Source organism: Corynebacterium sp. HMSC069E04, from assembly GCF_001813175.1.
Taxonomy (GTDB): Bacteria; Actinomycetota; Actinomycetes; order Mycobacteriales; family Mycobacteriaceae; genus Corynebacterium; species Corynebacterium aurimucosum.
Genome location: NZ_KV811671.1, coordinates 49,740 through 68,407, shown reverse-complemented (window position 1 = coordinate 68,407; position 18,668 = coordinate 49,740). Strand labels below are relative to the sequence as shown.

Here is an 18,668-nt window from a genome sequence, read left to right as displayed (position 1 = left end):
TTAGACCTCGATGGCTTGCAGTGTTGCCTTGTCGATGGCGTAGCGGCAGCTGCCCACCGACACCACCCGCGCGCCGCCGGCGACGCGCGGGCCCATGGTCAACGTGGCGCCGGGGCGGATTCCCAGCTCGCCGAGGCGCACCGCTAGCGCGGCGTCACAGGTGCAGGAAATGCACTCTTTCCCCAAGGTGATGGTGCATCCCATGGGGATAGCGTCGGCGGTTTGTCGTGGACATTCAGGCAACGTCACGGTGGGCTCTCTTTCTCGATCAGCACTACCGATATAGGTTACCCTTAGTAAAGATAGGTGTGTCTAGTTTTCGGCGACTTGTCTTAGGTGATCCTCACCACGCGGCGCATTAAGCGTTTGGAGTGGACCAGCTGCTCACCTGGCGTAGTCGCTGGCGATTCTTCAGTCGTGATTGGCCCAGCTTGCGGGACATGCGGTCCAGAATCTGGATGGCCTCCGTGATGTGCGGGCCCTTGTTGAGCATGACGCACTCCGCGCGCAGCGCATAGCCAGCGTCCGTGATTTCCGCGCGGGAGGGAAGCCCGGTCTTGGCCAGGGTCTCCAGAACTTGGGTGGCCATGATGACTGGGATGTGGGCCGCCTCCGCGACCTTCATGATGCGCCCCGGCACCTGGACCATCTGCTCAAATCCCAGCTCCACAGCCAAGTCGCCACGCGCAATCATGATGCCGAACTTGGCATGCCGCATGCCCTCCAGCAGCACGCTTCCCAGCTGCTCATAGGCGGGAACCGTCTCAATCTTGAGCACGATGCCCAGGTCACGCACACGCTGTGCCATCTCTTCCGAGTCCTGCTCAGCGGCAATCGCCTCGAGTGTGTCGTAGAGGAAGGACACATCAGAGGGCGTGCGGATGAAGGAGACCGCTGCGATATCGCAGTGCGTGGCCACAAAACGCAGCGCCTCGATGTCCTCCTCGGTGAGGCTGGGCAGCGGGACGTCAGTATCCGGCACATTGATTCCCTTATATGCCGCCAGGTTGGTGCCGGTAGGCCCGGCATGCTCCACGGTGATGACGGCCTCGCGCGCCGCACCATTCACCCGCACTTCGCGGACACGACCGGAGATGGCGCCGTCATCGAAAATCACCCGGTCGCCCACCTCGAGCGCACCGACCACCCCCGGCAGCGTACACCCAATAGTGGTCACCTCACCCTCCGCGATGCGCGCCGGCTCCTGCGAAGTGCTGAGCACCAACTCCTCGCCGCGGTGCAGGCGAATCTTTTGCTCGAGGGGCGGAACCCCATGCACCCGGGTGATCTCCCCGCCGTGGTTGAGCACCGTCCCTTCGGCGAGGTAGCAGTTGCGCTCCCCGTGCAGAACGGCCACGCCTGCCTCTACGCTCTCCACGGTGAACACACGCGAGCGCCCGCGCGCTTCGGTGAAGCGGACCTCGCTGCCGGGCTGAAGCCCTGCTAGCCACTTACCTTCTACCTCTAGCGCTACCGCTGGGCGTGCCGCGCTTGGCGACGCCTCCCCCGCCACCCCGTGGGCGCGGGCGGTGGAGGGGGCGTCGTGAAGCACGAGCGTTGCCGGACTCAGCAGTTCGCCTGCTGCGGTGCGCTCGCCGCGCACGCGGATGACCTGCGGGCCCGGCTCGATGGTGCCGGTGCGGACCTTGGGGCCAGCAATATCGCAGGAAATCAGAATCTCGCGCCCCACCTCTTGAGCGGCGCGGTGGACGTGCTCCACCATCTTCTCCCACGCCGCCTGGTCATCGTGGGCGCAGTTGATGCGGGCTAATTCCATACCCGCGCGGGCGAAACCGAGGACCAGCTCATAATCCTCCGCAGCCTCGGTGGGAAGAGTCACCATGATGCGCGCGTGCGTGTCCTCCTGGGTAGGACCGAGGAGGGCCTCGGTGTTGGCGTCGAGGATATCGTCGGCGTCTGCATACGCCGAGGCGATGGGCTGCACGGGGTAGGTCGGCGCCTGGCCGTCGAAGGCATCAATCACATTGCGAGCGGCGTGGAGGCGCTCTAGCACCGCGGGCTCCGGGTGGCTCAGGCTCGTAGCACCCAAGGCCGTGAGGCCTTCCTGCAGTTCGACGGCGTCCTGGGAACGCAATTCCATATAACGCACGAGGTTGACCGCGCCGGGGCGGTGGACGGGATCCACGCGCGCTATCTGCGCGGCGTGGGCGGCAGACGAAGCTTCGACGCGGGTAATGAGGGAATCAAGCAGTGGGCGCAGGCTAGGCACGGTGTCTCCTTCGATGTGAAAGTCCACCCATATTGTGCCGCGACTTGTTAGACCGCGCCACGGAAGCCGAGCTGGCGCCAAGCCTCATACACGGCAGTTGAGGCCGCGTTGGAGAGATTCATCGAACGTCGTGCCGGCATCATTGGGATCCGCACGCGCTCCGTTACCCGGGGGTGGAAGGCATGCTCCTCCGGCAGGCCGGTCGGCTCGGTGCCGAAGAGGAGGACATCGCCTTCTTGGTACTCCACGTCGGTAAACCACTTATCAGTGTGGGTGGTGAACGCGAAAACGCGCGCGCCGGGCAGGGCCTCCATGCAGGCATCGAAATCTTTGTGGATCTTGAGGTCTGCCAGGTCGTGGTAGTCCAAGCCTGCGCGCTTGAGGTGCTTGTCCTCGAAGTTGAAGCCGAGCGGCTCGATGAGGTGCAGGCTCGCGCCCGTGACGGCGGCGGTGCGGATAGCGTTGCCGGTGTTGGTGGGGATCACGGGGTTGTCGAAGACAATGTGCAAGCTGCTCATAGGCATCAGTCTAGGATGGTGTGCATGAGCGCTACCAAACTAGATGGCAACCTGTACCGCGACGAGATTTTCGAGGACCTAGCCCAGCGCGTGGCCGCCCTCAAGGAGAAGGGGATTACCCCGGGCCTAGCCACAGTCCTGGTGGGCGATGATCCGGGTTCGCATTCCTACGTGAAGATGAAGCACCGCGACTGCGAGAAGCTCGGGATCAACTCGATTCGCAAGGATCTGCCTGGCGACGTCTCCCAGGAGGAGCTGGAGCGCGTCATCTCAGAGCTCAACAATGATGACGCCTGCACCGGCTACATCGTGCAGCTGCCCTTGCCGAAGCACCTGGATGAAAACCGCGTGCTGGAGCTCATCGACCCAGCCAAGGATGCCGATGGTCTGCACCCGATCAACCTGGGCAAGCTGGTGCTCAACGAGGAAGCGCCGCTGCCGTGCACGCCGAATGGCTGCATCCACCTGCTGCGCCGCTTTGGGGTAGAGCTCGATGGCGCGAAGGTCGTGGTCATTGGCCGCGGTGTGACCGTGGGCCGCCCGATCGGCCTGATGCTCACCCGCCGCACCGAGAACTCCACGGTGACGCTGTGTCATACCGGCACCAAGGACCTCGCCGCAGAAACCCGTGAGGCCGATGTCATTATCGCGGCCGCAGGCAAGGCGCACATGCTCACCGCCGATATGGTCAAGGAAGGCGCTGCGGTTCTCGACGTCGGCGTATCCCGCGTCGACGGCAAACTCGCCGGCGATGTGGCTGAGGACGTCTGGGAGAAGGCTGGCTACGTCTCCCCGAACCCGGGTGGCGTGGGTCCGCTGACCCGTGCGTTCCTGGTCAGCAATATCGTCGAGCGCGCCGAAAAGCTCGCCGCTGAATAACGTTCACTATAAGAACGTGCACTGTAAACACACGTCTAACTTGAGCATGTGAGTAGCAAGAATGACGGATCAACCTGCACAGTCACAGGCGACCCCGCAGCGCCAAGCGCGACGAGTTCCCCGGCCCTCGGCTCAGGGGCGAGCCCATGCGCAGGCTGAAGGCCAAGCCCCCAGCCGCGTGCGCAACCGTGGAGCCAACCAGGCCCGCGGGAAAGCTGTGCCGCCGGTATCCCTGTCCAATCCCCACGACGCGCACCTGAAACCTTCGGCGCTGCCGCCGGCGGTGCAGTGGGTGGCCATTGGACTGTTCGTGGTGGCGGTCGCGGTCTCGGGTTTTTATGCCGTGTTTGAGCACTGGCGCCGCGCCACGCTGCTGTTGGGCGGGGCGCTGGTGTGGCTTACGGTGGTGCGCCTGACGTGTGATTCCTCGCGAGTCGGCGTGCTTGCGGTACGCTCCCGGCGCTTCGATGCCTGGTTTACCGGCATCTTGGGCGCGGCGATGGCGTTCTTGGCTTTTTCCATTGACGCGCTGGGATCGTGACGCGCTGGGATCGTGATGCGTGTGGCTCCTGAAAAGAGCCACACGGCTCTTTAGATATAGTATTCGTCGCCGACGTAGGCAGGGCCCACATCGAGGCCATTCGGCGCGGAGAGCAACAAGAAGTTGCGCAGGATGCGATTCATCTGCCGAGTCTCCGTTAAGAAGGCGTCGTGCCCTACGGGCGAGACAATCTTGGCCATCGCCAGCAGGTGGTTAACGTTGCGGGAGATGTGCTCCTGCTGGTGATAGGGGTAGAGGATATCGGTGTCCACGCCCACGACCATCGTCGGCACTTGCGATGCCGCCAGTGCTTTGATGAGCCCACCGCGTCCGCGGCCGACGTCGTGCCGGTTCAACGCCTCCGTGAGCACCACATAGGAACCTGCATCGAAGCGCTCGGTGAGTTTCGCCCCCTGGTAATCCAGGTAGGAGTTCACCGCGAAACGCTGGTTGAGCTCTCGGTGCGGGCCCAAAGGGTTTTCGCCCTGCTGTGGCTGGGCACCAAAGCGTTCATCGATCTCCTGCTCGCCGCGATACGTCAGGTGCGCAATGCGGCGCGCCGCCGCCAGACCATCCCGCGGCGACTTATCGGTGAGGTAGTAATTTCCGCCGTGCCAGAACGGGTCGCGCTCAATGGCGGAAATCTGCGCCGATTGGATACCAATCTGCCACCCCGAAGCCCGAGCCGATACCGCAATCACGCACACCGCCGACACGCTTTCTGGGTGCAACAAGCTCCACTCCAGCGTGCGCGCACCGCCCATCGAGCCGCCGAGTACCGCGTGCACACGCGAAATACCCAACTGCTTCAGGCAGTCGTGCTCAGCCTCCACCAAGTCCCGAATCGACAGCGCCGGGAAGCGCCCGCCCCACGGCTTGCCATCCGGGTGCAACGATTTCGGCCCCGTCGATCGGTTGCAGCCGCCGAGCGCATTGGTGGCGATAACGCACCAGCGCGTCGTATCTAGGGCCTTGCCGGGGCCGACCAGGTCGGACCACCAATCCACCACGTTGGAATCACCGGTCAGCGCGTGCTCAACCACCAAGACGTTGTTGACGCCGTCGGGGTCGCCGGCGAAAGCACCCCAGCGTTGGTAGGCCACGTGGGCGTCGGCAAGCACGGCGCCTGCTTCCGTGGTGAAGTCACCGATGGGGACGACGGCGAGCTCGCCTTCGGGCGCGAGTTCCGGAATCGGGCTAACCAATGGCCGAGAACCCACGCTCGAGGTCGGCGATGATGTCGTTGACATCCTCGATGCCCACCGACAGGCGCACCGTGGCCTGGGTAATGCCCGCGGCCTTGAGAGCGGTCTCGTCGGACTGGGAGTGCGTGGTGGTAGCCGGGTGCACCACCAGCGAGCGGGTATCGCCGATGTTGGCCAGGTTGGAGTGCAGCTTCAGCGCATCGATGAACGCCCAGGCCTCTTCGCGGCCGCCGTCGATGTCGAAGGAGAGCACGGAGCCGGTGTAGTCGTAGCCCAACTTCTCCTTGACTTGCTTGTATGGGGAGGAGTCCAGGCCGGCGTAGTTGACGGTGGTGACCTTGGCGTGGGACTCCAAGTACTCGGCCACGGCCTGAGCGTTGGCATTGTGCTTCTCGACGCGCAACTGCAACGTCTCAATACCATTCAGCGTCAGCCAGGCGTTGAAGGGGGAGATGGCGGCACCCGTATCGCGCAACAGGCCCGCGCGCGCCTTGACAGCGAAGGCTGGTGCGCCCAGGTCGGCGTACTTGAGGCCGTGGTAAGCCTCGTCTGGGGTAACGAAGTAGGGGAAGACCGGCTCGCCGTCGCGCTCGACGGTCCAATCGAAGGAGCCGCCATCGATGATGGCACCGCCGATGGCGGAGCCGTTGCCGCTGTAGAACTTGGTGGTGGAGACGACGACGATATCCGCGCCCAGCTCCAGCGGGCGGGCGAGTGCGCCGGTGGCGATGGTGTTGTCCACGATGAGCGGGACCTGGTTCTTGTGCGCAACCTCGGCGATGGCGGGGATGTCGAGGACATCGGCGACTGGGTTGCCGAAGGTCTCGCCGTAGAAGGCCTTGGTGTTCGGTTGGACGGCGTCCTGCCAGGAGGCTGGGTCATCCGGGTTCTCGACGAGGGTGACGTCGATGCCGAGGCGCTTCAAGGTGACGGTAAACAGCGTGGAGGTGCCGCCGTAGAGGCGCGGGGAAGTAACAATGTGGTCGCCGGCGGAGGCCAGGTTCAAAATGGCGGCGGTCTCGGCGGCCTGGCCGGAGGCGAAAGCTACGGCGGCGACGCCGCCCTCGAGGGAAGCGAGGCGCTCCTCGAGCGCATCCTGCGTGGGGTTGGTCAGGCGGGTATAAATCGGGCCGGCATCCGAGAGGTTAAAGCGGTTGGCGGCGTGCTCGGCGTCGTTGAAGACGTAGGACGTGGTCTGGTAAATCGGCACGTTGCGTGCGTTGGTGGAGCCGTCCAGGTTCTGGCCGGCGTGGAGGGCGCGGGTCGCGAACGACCACTCGTTGACTGCGGAATTATCGTATTTGGTGCTCATGTCACAAAAGGCTAGACCAAGCGGTTCAGTGCTGTTAGTGGCTTTCTAGAAACCGCAGGCAAGCCCGAGAATAAAAATAGACCGAGCGGTTGGTTTGGAGGCCTGTGTGTGCTGTAGATCTCCATGCAGTGCGAAGGCTCAAGGCCGCTGTTGGATGTCGATGCTTTCCCCAACGAGCAGGCGCTGGTAGCCGGTTACGCCGGCGCGTTGGAGCATGCCGTCGGTGATCTGCTTGCCGGCGTCGGACAGTACGGCGTCATGGATGGGTACTGTCACGCGCGCACCGATGCGCATGGCGTAATCCGCGGCATCCGCCCCGCGCACCCACGGCCCGGCGATGGGGAGCAGGAGGACGTCTACCGTGCGTCCTTCCGAGGTAACCCACTGGTCGCCGGGGTGCAGCACTCCATTGAAGAAATAGCCCAGGTTCTCCGGACGTGGGATGTTGGGGTGGATTTCCTCGTGGAGCCCGCCCACCGCGCGGATTTTCAGGCCCAGGACTTCGAACTCCTCGCCTGTGTGGACTGCGGTGCCGGAACCGATGGCGTCTACGGCTTCCTGCGTCCCCCACACCGGTAGGCCGCTCGCGCGCACGGTGTCGACGTCGAGGTGGTCGCCATGTGCGTGAGTGAGCAGCACCGCGCCGGCATTATCCAGGCAACTGAGGTCTGAAAGAGGACCGGGATCGATGATGATGCGGCCCTGGGGCGCTTCGACGGCCACGGCGGATTGTCCATGTAACGAAATCTTCATGCCGCCAATGCTAGCGTGGCGCAGAGTGGCTGCGCCACGGATTATTACGCTAGGGCCTGCTTAACCAGCTCCAGCGCGGCGGCGAGCTCAACATCGCTCAAATGCCCGAAGCCCAAGACCACGCCTTCCTCGGCGGCCACGCCGCCCCAGTAATCGCTGAGCGGGGTGAGCGTCAGCCCTAGGGAAGCCGCGCGGTCGACCACGGCGTTGTCGCATAGCAACACCGCATGGAGTCCGCCGTGGATGGGCAGAAGGGTAGCGGGAGCGTCTTCCAGCGCGGCTTGGACGAGGTCGCGGCGGCGCTTGTAGGCACGGCGCATCCGCCCGGTGTGCCGCCGCAGCGCACCGCTGGCCAGGTAATTTGCCAGTGCCGCCTGGGGAATTGCGCCGACGGGCTGGCCGAAGACCTCCCGCACGCGATCCACCGCCGAGCGTAAGCTCGGTGGCACGACCAGATAGCCGCAGGCAATCGACGGCGAAATCACCGAAGAAAACGTTCCCAGCAAGACGGTGTGCTCTGGGGCGAGCGCGGCCAGGGCAGGAAGAGGTTGGCCGACGTAGCGCAGCTCGGAATCGAAGTCATCCTCGATGATGAGCACGTCGTTGCTGCGTGCCCATTCGACGAGCTCCGCGCGCCGGGCCGCCGGCAGGGAACCGCCATAAGGGTGCTGGTGGGAGGGGGTGACGATGAGAACGTCGAGGTCAACGGTGGGGACGGTGACGCCGTGGGCGTCGGTGGGGACGTCGACAAGCGTGTGGCCCAAAGCCTGGGGGACGCGGCGCAGGCTGGGGTACCCGGGGGACTCCACGCCCACGCGCAACTGGCTGCCCAGCGCGCGCAGCAGCACCGACAGCCCGTCGCGGGCGCCGGCGGTGATGACGACGTAGGCCGGGTCGACGGTGAGCCCGCGCATGTGGCGCAGGTGCGCGGCCGCTTCGCGGGGGAGATCGCCGGAAGGATTCACCGCGGCCTTGCGCCACGCCGCCCTCCATTCGGGGGTGATGATTCCTTCGGTATCGGGCAAACCCGGCGTCAACTCTACGCGCGGTGGGGTAGGGGAGGGCCGCGGTGCCGGGGCGGGCTGTGGGGTGCGTCCGTGGGGTAGGTGAGGGTTGATGATGGTGCCCGAGCCCACCGACGCAGTGAGGTAGCCCTCGGCGGTGAGCTGTTCGTAGGCAGTAACCACGCTGCCTCGGGAAATGCCCAAATCGCGCGCCAGCGAACGGGTTGACGGAACCTGCTCTCCGGGCAGCAGAATGCCCGCCGCGACTTGGGTGCGGAGGGCTTCGGCAATCTGCACCGGCAGAGCGCGCGTATCAGATGGATCGAGGCGGAAAGACACGACCCCATCATAAGTGGTCTAATTCAACACTCTAAAAATGGCTCTTGTCTTGGACCAATTTCCTGGTCCACTATGTGAGCCATGACTGAACAGAAGATTGAACAGGGACGCGCCACGACGCGCGTCAAGCGTGGACTGGCTGACATGCTCAAGGGCGGCGTCATCATGGATGTCGTGACCCCGGAGCAGGCTCGAATTGCTGAAGATGCGGGTGCGTCCGCCGTCATGGCGCTCGAGCGCGTACCGGCCGATATCCGCGCTCAGGGCGGCGTGGCTCGCATGTCTGACCCGGACCTCATCGAGGGCATCGTCAACGCCGTGGATATCCCGGTGATGGCGAAGGCCCGCATCGGTCACTTCGTCGAGGCGCAGATTCTCGGTGAGCTGGGCGTCGATTTCATCGATGAGTCCGAGGTGCTCAGCCCGGCCGACTACGTTAACCACATCAACAAGTGGGATTTCGACGTTCCTTTCGTGTGTGGCGCGACGAACCTGGGCGAGGCCCTGCGCCGCATCACCGAAGGTGCGGCCATGATTCGCTCCAAGGGCGAGGCTGGCACTGGCGACGTCTCCGAGGCCGTCAAGCACCTGCGCACCATCAAGGGTGAAATCGCGCGCCTCCAGAACCTGGATCGCGACGAGCTCTACGTCGCAGCCAAGGAACTGCAGGCACCGTATGACCTTGTTGCTGAGGTTGCGGAGACCGGCAAGCTGCCGGTCGTGCTGTTTGTCGCTGGTGGTGTGGCCACGCCTGCCGACGCCGCGCTCGTCCGCCAGATGGGCGCCGAAGGCGTCTTCGTCGGCTCCGGCATCTTCAAGTCTGGTGAGCCTGCGAAGCGCGCGGAAGCCATCGTTAAGGCTGCCACCCTCTACGACCAGCCGGCCGAGCTGGCCAAGATCAGCCGCGGCCTGGGCGAAGCCATGGTGGGCATCAACGTCAACGACATCCCCGCCCCGCACCGCCTGGCCGAGCGCGGCTGGTAAACGCGGTGCGCGTAATGAACCGCGCAATGAACCGCGTAATGAACACAGAGCGTGCAAAGGGAATGACTGCGGCGGACACGGCGCGACCGCTCGTCGGCGTGCTTGCCCTGCAGGGTGGTGTGGAGGAACATCTCTCCGTGTTGGAGAGCCTCGGCGCTGAAACACGCCGGGTGCGCCTGCCGCAGGATCTCGACGGGCTGGGCGGAATCATTCTGCCCGGTGGAGAGTCGAGCACCATCGATAAGCTGGCGCGCTCCTTCGGCGTCGCGGAGCCGTTGCGCCGAGCCGTCGAGGGCGGGCTGCCGGTTCTTGCCACCTGCGCGGGGCTCATCTACAGCGCTCGCGACCTGGAGAACCCCGCGCCGGGCCAGCAGACGCTGGGGCTTATCGACGTCACCGTGCGCCGCAACGCCTTCGGGAACCAACGCTTCTCCGAGGAGCGCGTCGTTCCCGTCGCGATGCAAAGTCAGCGACCCGATGTAGAGGCCTCCGAGGCCGGGACGCGGCGCACCGAGTCCCGAGACGCCGCGGCGCATGACGACACCGAGGCTCATGACACAGGGGCCCGAAGCATCACGCTAGACATTGAGGCGAGCTTCATCCGCGCGCCCATCGTCACCCGTGTGGGCGAAGGTGTGGAGGCTATCGCTACCGTGCCTGCCCCTGCGCGTGGTACTGCGGCTGGTGGCGCGGCAAGGGCTAGTGGCGCGTCAAGTAGCAGTGAAGTTCTCAGTGCGGGTGTGAGCGCTAAATCTGGTGTGGCGTGCACAGATAGTGCCGGGCATGACGGGGAGCTAACTCGTCTTACTGCGGGGCACGAAGTGATCGTCGGTGTGCGGCAGGGACACGTCACAGCGCTGAGCTTCCATCCGGAAGAAAACGGCGACTCGCGCCTCCACGCCGCGTGGCTCGCGTCCTTTGCCCATTAACTCTTTCTGTCCGCACCCCTTTCTGCCCGCGAGCTCTTTCGGCAAATAACTATCACCCAATAGTGCTCTGGGCTACATTGAGATGTGCCAGCCGAACACATCACTCCCAGAAAGGCTCCTCGCCGTGAGCACACCTGCCCCAGAACAAGTCCGCGAAGACATCCGCTTCGAAGACATCCGCTTCCTCGGCCGGGTGCTCGGCCGAGTTATCGCGCAGCAGGAGGGCGAGGACGTCTTTGAGCTCGTCGAATCCACCCGCCGCATGGCCTTCGACATCGCGCACGGCGATGCCAAGCCGGAAGATCTCGTCGCTATTTTCCGCGACCTCGACATCACCAAAGTCAACCTCGTGGCGCGAGCGTTCAGCTATTTCGCGCTCATCGCGAACCTAGCGGAGGACTTGGATGACGAGTCCGTCGAGGCGCCGGTTTCCCTGCGCAAGACATTCGCCAAGCTCAAAGAAGAAGGTGTTGCGCCCGCCGACGCCGCCTCCGTCATCCGCGGTGCGCACGTTGCCCCCGTTCTCACCGCGCACCCCACCGAAACTCGCCGCCGTACCGTCTTCGATACCCAGACCCGCATCAAGAACCTCCTCAAGGAAGCACACCGCGGCGGCGACATGGCGGCGATTGAGAAGGAAATGTACCTGCGCATGACGCTACTGTGGCAGACCGCGCTGATTCGCATCGCCCGTCCCACCCTTGAGGACGAGATTGACGTCGGCCTGCGCTATTACAAGCTTTCGTTGCTCGACCAGGTCCCCGCCCTCAACCGCGCTATCCGTCACGCCATGCGTGAGACCTTTGGCCAGCAGCTTCCCGATTCCCCCGTCGTCCGCCCTGGCTCTTGGATTGGCGGCGACCATGACGGCAACCCCTTTGTCAATGAGCACACCCTGACCTATGCCACCCGCAAAGCCGCGGCGACGGTGCTCCAGTACTACGCCGACGAGCTCGGCGAGCTGGAGCGCGAACTCTCTCTATCAGACCGCTATTCCTCCAGCTCCAAGGAGCTGGGCGCGCTTGCCGACGCCGCCCACAACGACGAAAAATCTCGCGTCGACGAGCCCTATCGCCGGGCCATCTTCGGCATCCGGAAGAAGGTGCTGGCGAGGTTGGAAGGGGAGGCGTCGCCAAGCGCCTATGCGTCTCCGGAGGAGCTCAAGCGGGACCTGGATGTGATCGACCGCTCGCTGCGCCAGTTCAACGATGACATCATCGCCGATGACCGTCTGGCACGGCTGCGTTCGGCGGTGACGACGTTTGGATTCCATCTCTCAACGCTGGATATGCGCCAGAATTCGGAGTCCTTTGAGAACGTCCTCACCGAGGTTTTCGCTGCGGCCAACATCACCCCGGACTACCGCGGGCTGGGGGAGGAAGACAAGGTTGCGTTGCTCGTGCGGGAGTTGCAGACCAACCGCCCGCTGCTTTTCCCGGGATCGGAGGGGACGTTCAGCGAAGATACCGCGAAGGAACTGGGCATCTTCCGTGCGGCGGCCCGCGCTGTGCGGGACTTTGGACCGAAGTCGGTGTCGCACTGCATTATCTCTATGACGGGAACGGTCTCCGATATTTTGGAGCCGATGGTGCTGCTCAAGGAGGTGGGGCTGAACCAGGTAGATGTGGTGCCGCTGTTTGAGACCATCGAGGATTTGAAAGCGGGTGCTGGCATCCTGGAGAAGCTCTGGCAGGTGCCCGTGTACCGCGAGCATCTGCGCTCGCGCGGGGATGTGCAAGAGGTTATGTTGGGGTATTCGGATTCCAACAAGGACGGCGGGTATCTGCAGGCGAATTGGGCGCTGTACGACGCCGAATTGGCCCTAGTTGAGCTGTGTGAGCGCCACGGCGTGGAGCTGCGTTTGGCGCATGGCCGTGGTGGTGCGGTGGGCCGCGGCGGTGGCCCGACGTATGATGCGATTCTGGCGCAGCCGAAGGGCGCGGTCTCGGGTTCGGTGCGTATTACTGAGCAGGGCGAGGTGATTTCTGCGAAGTATGGAGCTCCGGAGACCGCGCGCCGTCATTTGGAGGCTTTCGTTTCCGGTGCGTTGGAGGCATCGTTGTTGGATACCGAGCCGATTGCGGATCCCGAGCGGGCCTACGACATCATGCGGGAGCTGGCGGACTTGAGCGGTACGGCGTACTGCCAGCTGGTTGATGACCCCGGGTTTATCGCCTACTTCACCCAGTCCACTCCGCTGCACGAAATCGGCGAGCTTAACCTGGGCTCGCGCCCGACCTCGCGTAAGCAGACCACCGCGATTACGGATTTGCGAGCGATTCCCTGGGTGCTGTCGTGGTCACAGTCCCGCACCAACATTCCGGGCTGGTTCGGCGTGGGCAGTGCGGTGACAGCGTGGGTACAGCAATCCTCCGGTGGTGAATGTGGAGTAGGACTGGCCAGCGTAGAAGAAGTAAATGCCACTGCGGATGGAGCAGAAACCGGAAAGGCCGGAGTAAAAAGCGGCGATGGAGAAGTGGAGAAGCGCTGGGAGGAGCTGCGTGAGCTGTACCGTACGTGGCCTTTCTTCCGCTCCGTGTTCGCCAACATGGCGCAGGTCATGGCCAAGGCGGAGATGCAGCTGGCACGCCTGTATGCCAACTTGGTTGATGACAAAGAAACTGCGGACCGTATCTTCAGCCTGATTTCCGAGGAGTTTGAGCGCACCCGCGAGGTCTACCTCAAGGTCACCGGCAACGCGGAGTTGGTCAGTGAGAACCAGCGCCAGGCGCGGTCGCTCAAGCGGCGCTACCCGTACCTGCTTCCGCTCAACGCCATCCAGTTGGAGCTGCTGCGTCGCTACCGCCGCGGCGACGATCAGTTCCTGGTGTCCAAGACCATCCAGGTCACGATGAATGGTCTCGCCACAGCGCTGCGCAACGCCGGCTAAGCCGGCACGCCCGCCAAACCGACCGCCCAGCCAACCGGTACGGCCAACCGGCACGGCCAACCGGCACGGCCAAAATTCCTGCGGGACAGGCTTGAGCGCATGATCAGTTCCATGAATTAAGCCGGCACGCCGAATGCCCCGCGAGGAGGCGGTTTCCTGCGGGGTACGACCAAACAGTGCTGGAAGAATGCCCTGGCGCTGGTAGCGGCGTTGCTTGCACTGCTACCTGCACTGGCGGGACGGGGCACACCGGTGCCTTAGCGGGCATTGGGGGTAGTTGAAGGGGGGCTAATTGAAGGCGCTGGTGAAGACCGGTGCGGCGTCGTATGGCGGGATCCATGCCACCCGCCCGCCGATACGGTCCATGTGGCCGCGTGAGGGCGGGGCATCGGGGTCATCGTCGTTGACTCCGTTGTGGTACGGACACAGTGGCACCAGGTTGAGGATGTTGGTGGGCCCGCCGCGGGCCCAGGCTTTGATGTGGTGGATTTGGCATTTCTCAAAAGGAACCTTGCAGCCCTCCCATGCACAGCACGGATTCTCCGCAGCCAAGGCGAGGCGCTGCTTCGTGGTGGCGAAGCGCTGGAAGCGGAAGACATCGAGCGGGCCGTGCTCGCGGCTGACAGCCACGATGATCCCCTTGTCCAGCAGAGCGCGCTCCACTAGCTGCGAACCGGTCATCGTCGCGCCACTTGTTGTGCGGACGATGAACTCTTCGCCATCCTTGTCGGTATTGCCCTTGAGCAGTTCTGCGTAGTCATCGAGCTGCAGGACCGCCATGGTGGCAACCTCAGTTTTGACGCCACCGCCCTCCAGATTCTCCAAGAAGCTCTCGCCGGGGCGTTCCTGGTCGATGCCTTCGAAGACGCCGGTCAGCTGCAGCGAGTCCGCGGTGACCGTGAGCGTGGCCAGGCCGTTGCCATGCTGGGTGAGCTTGGCGCGCTCGGCATACGTGCGGGGCTTGCGCATCATCCGCAACCGCTTGCGCGCTACCTTTTCCACCAACTCAGCGCTGGTCTGGCACAGCTCCACCCGCAAATCCCACGCTTTGTTGTGGTCCCGGACTTTGGCCACGAAGTGCTCGATAAGCTGCAAGGTCACCAGCCCGTGCCCGCGCCGGCGGGCGGCTGCAACCGCCGTGCGCTGCTTCTTCGTCGAGGAGGTATGCCCGAAGTAGGTGTGGTGAAGAGAGAGGAACACGGTGGCGTCGGCAGGCGTGGCGCCAAGGGACACCAAGTCAGATTCAGACAGGCCCGCGCACTCGGCCACCAGGTCAATGGCGCGGCCGAGTGCGGCGAAGTATGTCTGCAATCTCATACTCCGCAGCCTAAAAGCACCCCATCCTGCCGCCAAGCCCCGGACTAGCCATCCGACGAAATCTGTGGATAACTAGTCGGCACTAGGCGCCGGCAAGGCCGCGGCGCTTGAGCAGCGGGGCGACGTCCTTGTCGCGGCCGCGGAACTCGCGGTAAGCCTCCGTGAAGTCGCGGGATGCGCCCTTCGACAGGATGACATCGCGGAACTTTTGGCCGGCCTCGCGAAGGTCGGTTTGCTCCTTGAACCACTCGAAACCATCGGCATCGAGGGCCTCGGCCCAGAGATAGGAGTAGTAGCCCGCGGAGTAGCCACCGGCGAAGATGTGGTTGAAGTAGGTCGAGCGATAGCGCGGCGCAATGAGCTCGTTGTCTAGCCCGGCCGCGCGCAGGGCCTCGGCCTCGAACTCGGCGATGGCCTCCGGTGTAGCTTCCAACTCGGCGGCCTCCGACGCGCTCAGGGAATGCCACGCGAGGTCGATGATCGACGCCCCCAGATACTCCGAGGTGGCGAATCCCTGGCCGAACTCGGAGGCGGCGGAGATGGCGTCGAGAAGCTCGTCCGGAATAGGTTCGCCCGTCTCCACGTGGCGGGCGTACTCCTTGACCAAGTTCTTATCCAGTGCCCAGTTCTCGTTGATCTGCGAGGGGAATTCCACCCAGTCACGCGGTACGTTGGTGCCGGCGAAGGTGGGGTAGCGGACGTCGGAAAGCAGGCCGTGCAGGGCGTGACCGAATTCGTGGAAGACAGTGCGGACCTCATCCATGCTCAGCAGCGGTTGGGAGCCGTCGGCGGGCTTGGTGATGCCCATGACGTTGACGATGACCGGCTTGCGCTCCAGCAGTCGGGACTGCCCCACGAACTCGCTCATCCATGCGCCGCCGCGCTTGGTGGGGCGCCCGAAGTAGTCGGTGAGGAGGAGACCGATCCCGTGCGAGTCCTTTTCCCCGTGCGGGACGGAACCGTCCCGCACCTCCCACACGCGAACCCCCTCCGCGTAGCCCTCGAGGTCATCGCGCGGGATAACGGTGATGCCGTAGAGACGTTCGGCGGCGGCAAAGACGCCCTTCTCTAGGACCTGGTCCAGCGGGAAGTACTTGCGCAGCTCCTCCTCGTCGAGGGAGAAGTCGCGGGCGCGGACCTTGGATTCCCAGTAGGGCCAGTCGGCGGCGGTGAATCCCTGGCTGTTGAGCTCAGCCTCTTCAGCGAGGAGCTTCTGCTCGCCTTCGGCATTGGCCGCGGCGGCGGGGGCGAGGTCGAAGAGCATGGTGCGGGCGGCGTCGGCAGTCGCGGCGGTTTCCTCGGCGATCACGTAGTCGGCATGAGAGGCAAAGCCCAGCAGCTCGGCCCGTTCGGCGCGCAGTTGGACGGCCTCGATGAGCCCCGGGATGTTGTTTTCGGAGCCCCTGCTTGCCGACGCCCCATACAACCTCCCCCTCGCATTCTCCCGCGCCAGGCGGCTCAGCTCCGATTGCACGGTCGGCAGCTCCAGCGGGATGGCATAGCCCTCGCGGCCAAGCGCCTCAGCGTCGGCTTTGGCGGAGGCGATGCGCTCGGCGGGCAGACCTTCGAGTTCCTCCTCGGTGAAGGAGACCGCGCGCTCGCGGGTAGATGCCATGAGGTTGCGGCCAAATTCCTCCGACAGTGCAGAAAGGCGCTGGTTGATCTCAGACAGGCGGGCCTTGCCAGTCGCATCGAGATCGGCACCCTTGCGGGCAAAGGTGCGCAGGAGGTGGTCGTGGAGGCGCTGGCCTTCCGCGTCGTCGGCAGGCGGCGTCGCCTCCTTGATGCGCGCGTAGAGAACCTCGTTCTGGTACATCGCGTCGTAGTGCGCGGACAGGCGCGGGTAGATGTCGGCGGCGATCTCCTCCATCTCCTCGGTGACATCCGTACCGGAGAGGTTGCCGAAGACCGCCATGACGCGGTCGAGGTCCTGGCCGGATCGCTCGAGCGCCTCCACGGTGTTTTCCCACGTAGGCGCGGCGGGGTTGTCGGTGATGGAGGCGATCTCGGCGTCGTGAAGCGCGAGTGCTTCGTCGAAAGCGGGGCGGTAGTGCTCTACCTTGATCTCCGCAAACGGCGGGAGCTGATAGGGCAGCGTAGAGGGGGTCAGTAGTGGGTTAGTCATAAGAAACCACCGTACCTAATAAGCCCGTCCCTATGTGATGGCTTTCACTATGAGCCCATGAGGACTGGCGTGCGTTCCCTGCGTGGAGTGGTGGCACGGTACACCAGGACGATGTCGAGAACCAGGAACGCCGCCAAGGTGATTCCTAAGAGCGGCAGGAAGACGCCCACGGTGGCCGCGAAAAGCGCGCCCAGTCCTGTGGTGGCCCAGGAGAAGTGGGCAGTCGGGAGGAAGCGTGGGCGACGTTTCCACCACATGTAGTACCCCAGCACCACGAGAGCGGCGGTGGCGAGACCCAGCGTGAGTAGCGCAATCTGCAATGGCAGCCCGAACATGATGCCCATGTGCAGGTAGATGCCCCAGCTGCTGAGCTTGCTAAACAGCGGCAGGCTGGAGAAAGGCTGGCGGTCGATGACGTCGCCGGTGGCGCCATCTACCGAAATTGCATCGGAGGTGGTGCGCCATTCCACCCAGCGTTCGCTGACCTGCCAGGCGGAGTGGGCGTCCTCCGGTGGGTACATACGTAGCGGGCCGGTGAGTCCCTCGGCGCGGCCGGTGGCGAAGACGCGCTCGGCCTCGGCAGCTATGTTCGTGCTTGACGATGCCCCTCCAACCCCATGCCCTTCATGACCTTCATGCATGGTGTGCTCATGCGTTTCAGCGGTGGTGCCGGGGAGGGCAGTCTCGATGGGGGTGGCCTTCCACTGCATGCGCTCCACTAGGGAATCAACGTTGTCGCCGGCCAGTCCCGACCACGTGATACCGGTGGCAGAGAGACCAAGCAGACCAATGAAGATCCAGGCGCCGACGGTGGAATGCAGACGGGTGGCCTTCCAGCGGGCAGAGCGCTTCGGCTGCTGAGCGGCGTTCCCGGTTGCCTTGTTCTTCGGGCGGCGGCGAATCCACCACATATAAAGACCGCCGCAGGCCATGACCCATAGCCAGGAGGCGGCCAACTCTGAGTAGAGCTCACCGACCTTGCCCAAGTGGAAGCTTTCGTGCAGGGAGGAAATCCAGCGGCGCAGCGGCATCTCGCCCAGGCCGGAGTAGGTGGGGTAGTCCCCGATGACCTCGGCGTTGGCCGGATTGATGAAGACGGTGCGCTGGAGGCTTTCATCGATACTGTCATCAGACACCAACACGCGCGTGGAATCCGTGGGGTTGGTTGCCGGCCAGACTTGGGACACAGGCATGCCTGGGTGCTCGTGCTGTGCGGCCTGGATTTGTTCTTCCAAGCTCACGGGGTGCTCGACCGCCGGAACGGAGATGACATCGTGGTACACCACCTTCTCCAGGGTGGGTGCCATGGCATAGAGGCAGCCAGTCAATGCCGCAACGAGGATGAAGGGGCCGACGAACATACCGCCATAAAAGTGAATGCGCTGAATGAAAGATCGCAGAGCCGTCCGACTCATAGGTAGTGCTCTTTTCAGTGTCTTTGGTGAAGGCCCCTGCTGAACGTTCGCGGGGCGCTCAGCAAAGGGCGATGGACAGGCGCTGATATCAACTGCACTACTAGTCGGAGGTGATGGCTTCTCGGTTCCCAAGTAGTGAAAAACTTTTTAAATAACTGGGGGCCTCGGCGTGAAAAGGATGAAAACCCCGCGAGATAAGGCACGAGAAGCAAGAATCAGTCAAGAAA

The 18,668-nt window shown here is 63.9% G+C and carries 14 protein-coding genes and 2 pseudogenes; 6 read left to right on the top strand and 10 right to left on the bottom strand.

The window, feature by feature from the left end; translation table 11 throughout:
• The 3 genes from HMPREF2896_RS06085 to HMPREF2896_RS06075 all read right to left on the bottom strand — a co-directional run bounded on the left by HMPREF2896_RS06085 (nt 1) and on the right by HMPREF2896_RS06075 (nt 2,748).
• Nucleotides 1-249, bottom strand: a complete 249-nt coding sequence (locus HMPREF2896_RS06085; protein ID WP_070644399.1) for a FeoA family protein — start codon at nt 247-249, stop codon at nt 1-3.
• 109 nt (nt 250-358) lie between these two features.
• Nucleotides 359-2,230 (bottom strand): pyruvate kinase, encoded by a 1,872-nt coding sequence (locus tag HMPREF2896_RS06080; protein ID WP_070446443.1) that lies wholly within the window; start codon nt 2,228-2,230, stop codon nt 359-361.
• Nucleotides 2,231-2,277: 47 nt separating this feature from the next.
• Entirely contained in the window at nt 2,278-2,748 is a 471-nt protein-coding gene (locus HMPREF2896_RS06075) for a tRNA (cytidine(34)-2'-O)-methyltransferase (RefSeq protein WP_070644396.1), read from the bottom strand.
• 24 nt (nt 2,749-2,772) lie between these two features.
• On the opposite strand from HMPREF2896_RS06075, the gene HMPREF2896_RS06070 reads away from it, so the two are divergent.
• Nucleotides 2,773-3,627: a bifunctional methylenetetrahydrofolate dehydrogenase/methenyltetrahydrofolate cyclohydrolase gene (locus tag HMPREF2896_RS06070; RefSeq protein ID WP_070446440.1), complete on the top strand. Its 855-nt coding sequence runs from the start codon at nt 2,773-2,775 to the stop codon at nt 3,625-3,627.
• Between the two features lie 217 nt (nt 3,628-3,844).
• Nucleotides 3,845-4,168 carry a DUF3017 domain-containing protein gene (locus tag HMPREF2896_RS06065; protein ID WP_070710932.1) on the top strand — a complete coding sequence of 108 codons (324 nt, stop codon included), beginning with the start codon at nt 3,845-3,847 and terminating at the stop codon, nt 4,166-4,168.
• Nucleotides 4,169-4,218: 50 nt separating this feature from the next.
• Here HMPREF2896_RS06065 and HMPREF2896_RS06060 read toward each other — a convergent pair whose 3' ends face one another.
• The 4 genes from HMPREF2896_RS06060 to HMPREF2896_RS06045 all read right to left on the bottom strand — a co-directional run bounded on the left by HMPREF2896_RS06060 (nt 4,219) and on the right by HMPREF2896_RS06045 (nt 8,781).
• Nucleotides 4,219-5,418, bottom strand: coding sequence for a homoserine O-acetyltransferase MetX (locus HMPREF2896_RS06060; RefSeq protein ID WP_246821762.1), 1,200 nt, complete (start codon nt 5,416-5,418; stop codon nt 4,219-4,221).
• Nucleotides 5,366-6,685 (bottom strand): O-acetylhomoserine/O-acetylserine sulfhydrylase, encoded by a 1,320-nt coding sequence (locus HMPREF2896_RS06055; protein WP_070718472.1) that lies wholly within the window; start codon nt 6,683-6,685, stop codon nt 5,366-5,368. The genes HMPREF2896_RS06060 and HMPREF2896_RS06055 overlap by 53 nt, the downstream gene beginning before the upstream one ends.
• Before the next feature lie 138 nt (nt 6,686-6,823).
• On the bottom strand, nt 6,824-7,438 hold the full coding sequence (locus HMPREF2896_RS06050; protein ID WP_070718469.1) for an MBL fold metallo-hydrolase: 615 nt from the start codon (nt 7,436-7,438) through the stop codon (nt 6,824-6,826).
• 44 nt (nt 7,439-7,482) lie between these two features.
• Nucleotides 7,483-8,781 carry a MocR-like pyridoxine biosynthesis transcription factor PdxR gene (locus HMPREF2896_RS06045; RefSeq protein WP_070718466.1) on the bottom strand — a complete coding sequence of 433 codons (1,299 nt, stop codon included), beginning with the start codon at nt 8,779-8,781 and terminating at the stop codon, nt 7,483-7,485.
• Nucleotides 8,782-8,862: 81 nt separating this feature from the next.
• Between HMPREF2896_RS06045 and pdxS the strand changes: the two genes are divergently transcribed.
• The 4 genes and pseudogenes from pdxS to ppc all read left to right on the top strand — a co-directional run bounded on the left by pdxS (nt 8,863) and on the right by ppc (nt 13,584).
• Nucleotides 8,863-9,765 carry a pyridoxal 5'-phosphate synthase lyase subunit PdxS gene (pdxS, locus tag HMPREF2896_RS06040; RefSeq protein ID WP_049157099.1) on the top strand — a complete coding sequence of 301 codons (903 nt, stop codon included), beginning with the start codon at nt 8,863-8,865 and terminating at the stop codon, nt 9,763-9,765.
• A gap of 62 nt (nt 9,766-9,827) precedes the next feature.
• Nucleotides 9,828-10,376, top strand: a pseudogene (gene pdxT, locus HMPREF2896_RS13065) (pyridoxal 5'-phosphate synthase glutaminase subunit PdxT); the annotation flags it as partial.
• Between the two features lie 213 nt (nt 10,377-10,589).
• A pseudogene (locus HMPREF2896_RS13060) lies at nt 10,590-10,694 on the top strand (pyridoxal 5'-phosphate synthase glutaminase subunit PdxT); the annotation flags it as partial.
• 124 nt (nt 10,695-10,818) lie between these two features.
• Entirely contained in the window at nt 10,819-13,584 is a 2,766-nt protein-coding gene (gene ppc, locus HMPREF2896_RS06030; RefSeq protein WP_070718462.1) for a phosphoenolpyruvate carboxylase, read from the top strand.
• A 288-nt stretch (nt 13,585-13,872) separates the two neighbouring features.
• On the opposite strand, the gene HMPREF2896_RS06025 is transcribed toward ppc, so the two are convergent.
• From HMPREF2896_RS06025 to HMPREF2896_RS06015, 3 genes are all read right to left on the bottom strand, one after another.
• A complete protein-coding gene (locus HMPREF2896_RS06025) occupies nt 13,873-14,901 on the bottom strand; it encodes an HNH endonuclease signature motif containing protein (RefSeq protein ID WP_070644388.1) in 1,029 nt (342 codons plus the stop codon).
• 82 nt (nt 14,902-14,983) lie between these two features.
• Nucleotides 14,984-17,026: a M3 family metallopeptidase gene (locus tag HMPREF2896_RS06020; protein WP_070718459.1), complete on the bottom strand. Its 2,043-nt coding sequence runs from the start codon at nt 17,024-17,026 to the stop codon at nt 14,984-14,986.
• A 47-nt stretch (nt 17,027-17,073) separates the two neighbouring features.
• Nucleotides 17,074-18,441 carry a PepSY-associated TM helix domain-containing protein gene (locus HMPREF2896_RS06015; protein WP_070718457.1) on the bottom strand — a complete coding sequence of 456 codons (1,368 nt, stop codon included), beginning with the start codon at nt 18,439-18,441 and terminating at the stop codon, nt 17,074-17,076.
• Nucleotides 18,442-18,668: the final 227 nt, after the last annotated feature.

Coding starts and splice junctions, on each gene's coding strand:
- HMPREF2896_RS06060 (WP_246821762.1), bottom strand. CDS start 5,418: ATGTCAACGACATCATCGCCGACCTCGAGCGTGGGTTCTCGGCCATTG.
- HMPREF2896_RS06075 (WP_070644396.1), bottom strand. CDS start 2,748: ATGAGCAGCTTGCACATTGTCTTCGACAACCCCGTGATCCCCACCAAC.
- HMPREF2896_RS06070 (WP_070446440.1), top strand. CDS start 2,773: ATGAGCGCTACCAAACTAGATGGCAACCTGTACCGCGACGAGATTTTC.
- HMPREF2896_RS06015 (WP_070718457.1), bottom strand. CDS start 18,441: ATGAGTCGGACGGCTCTGCGATCTTTCATTCAGCGCATTCACTTTTAT.
- HMPREF2896_RS06020 (WP_070718459.1), bottom strand. CDS start 17,026: ATGACTAACCCACTACTGACCCCCTCTACGCTGCCCTATCAGCTCCCG.
- pdxS (WP_049157099.1), top strand. CDS start 8,863: ATGACTGAACAGAAGATTGAACAGGGACGCGCCACGACGCGCGTCAAG.
- HMPREF2896_RS06050 (WP_070718469.1), bottom strand. CDS start 7,438: ATGAAGATTTCGTTACATGGACAATCCGCCGTGGCCGTCGAAGCGCCC.
- HMPREF2896_RS06055 (WP_070718472.1), bottom strand. CDS start 6,685: ATGAGCACCAAATACGATAATTCCGCAGTCAACGAGTGGTCGTTCGCG.
- HMPREF2896_RS06025 (WP_070644388.1), bottom strand. CDS start 14,901: ATGAGATTGCAGACATACTTCGCCGCACTCGGCCGCGCCATTGACCTG.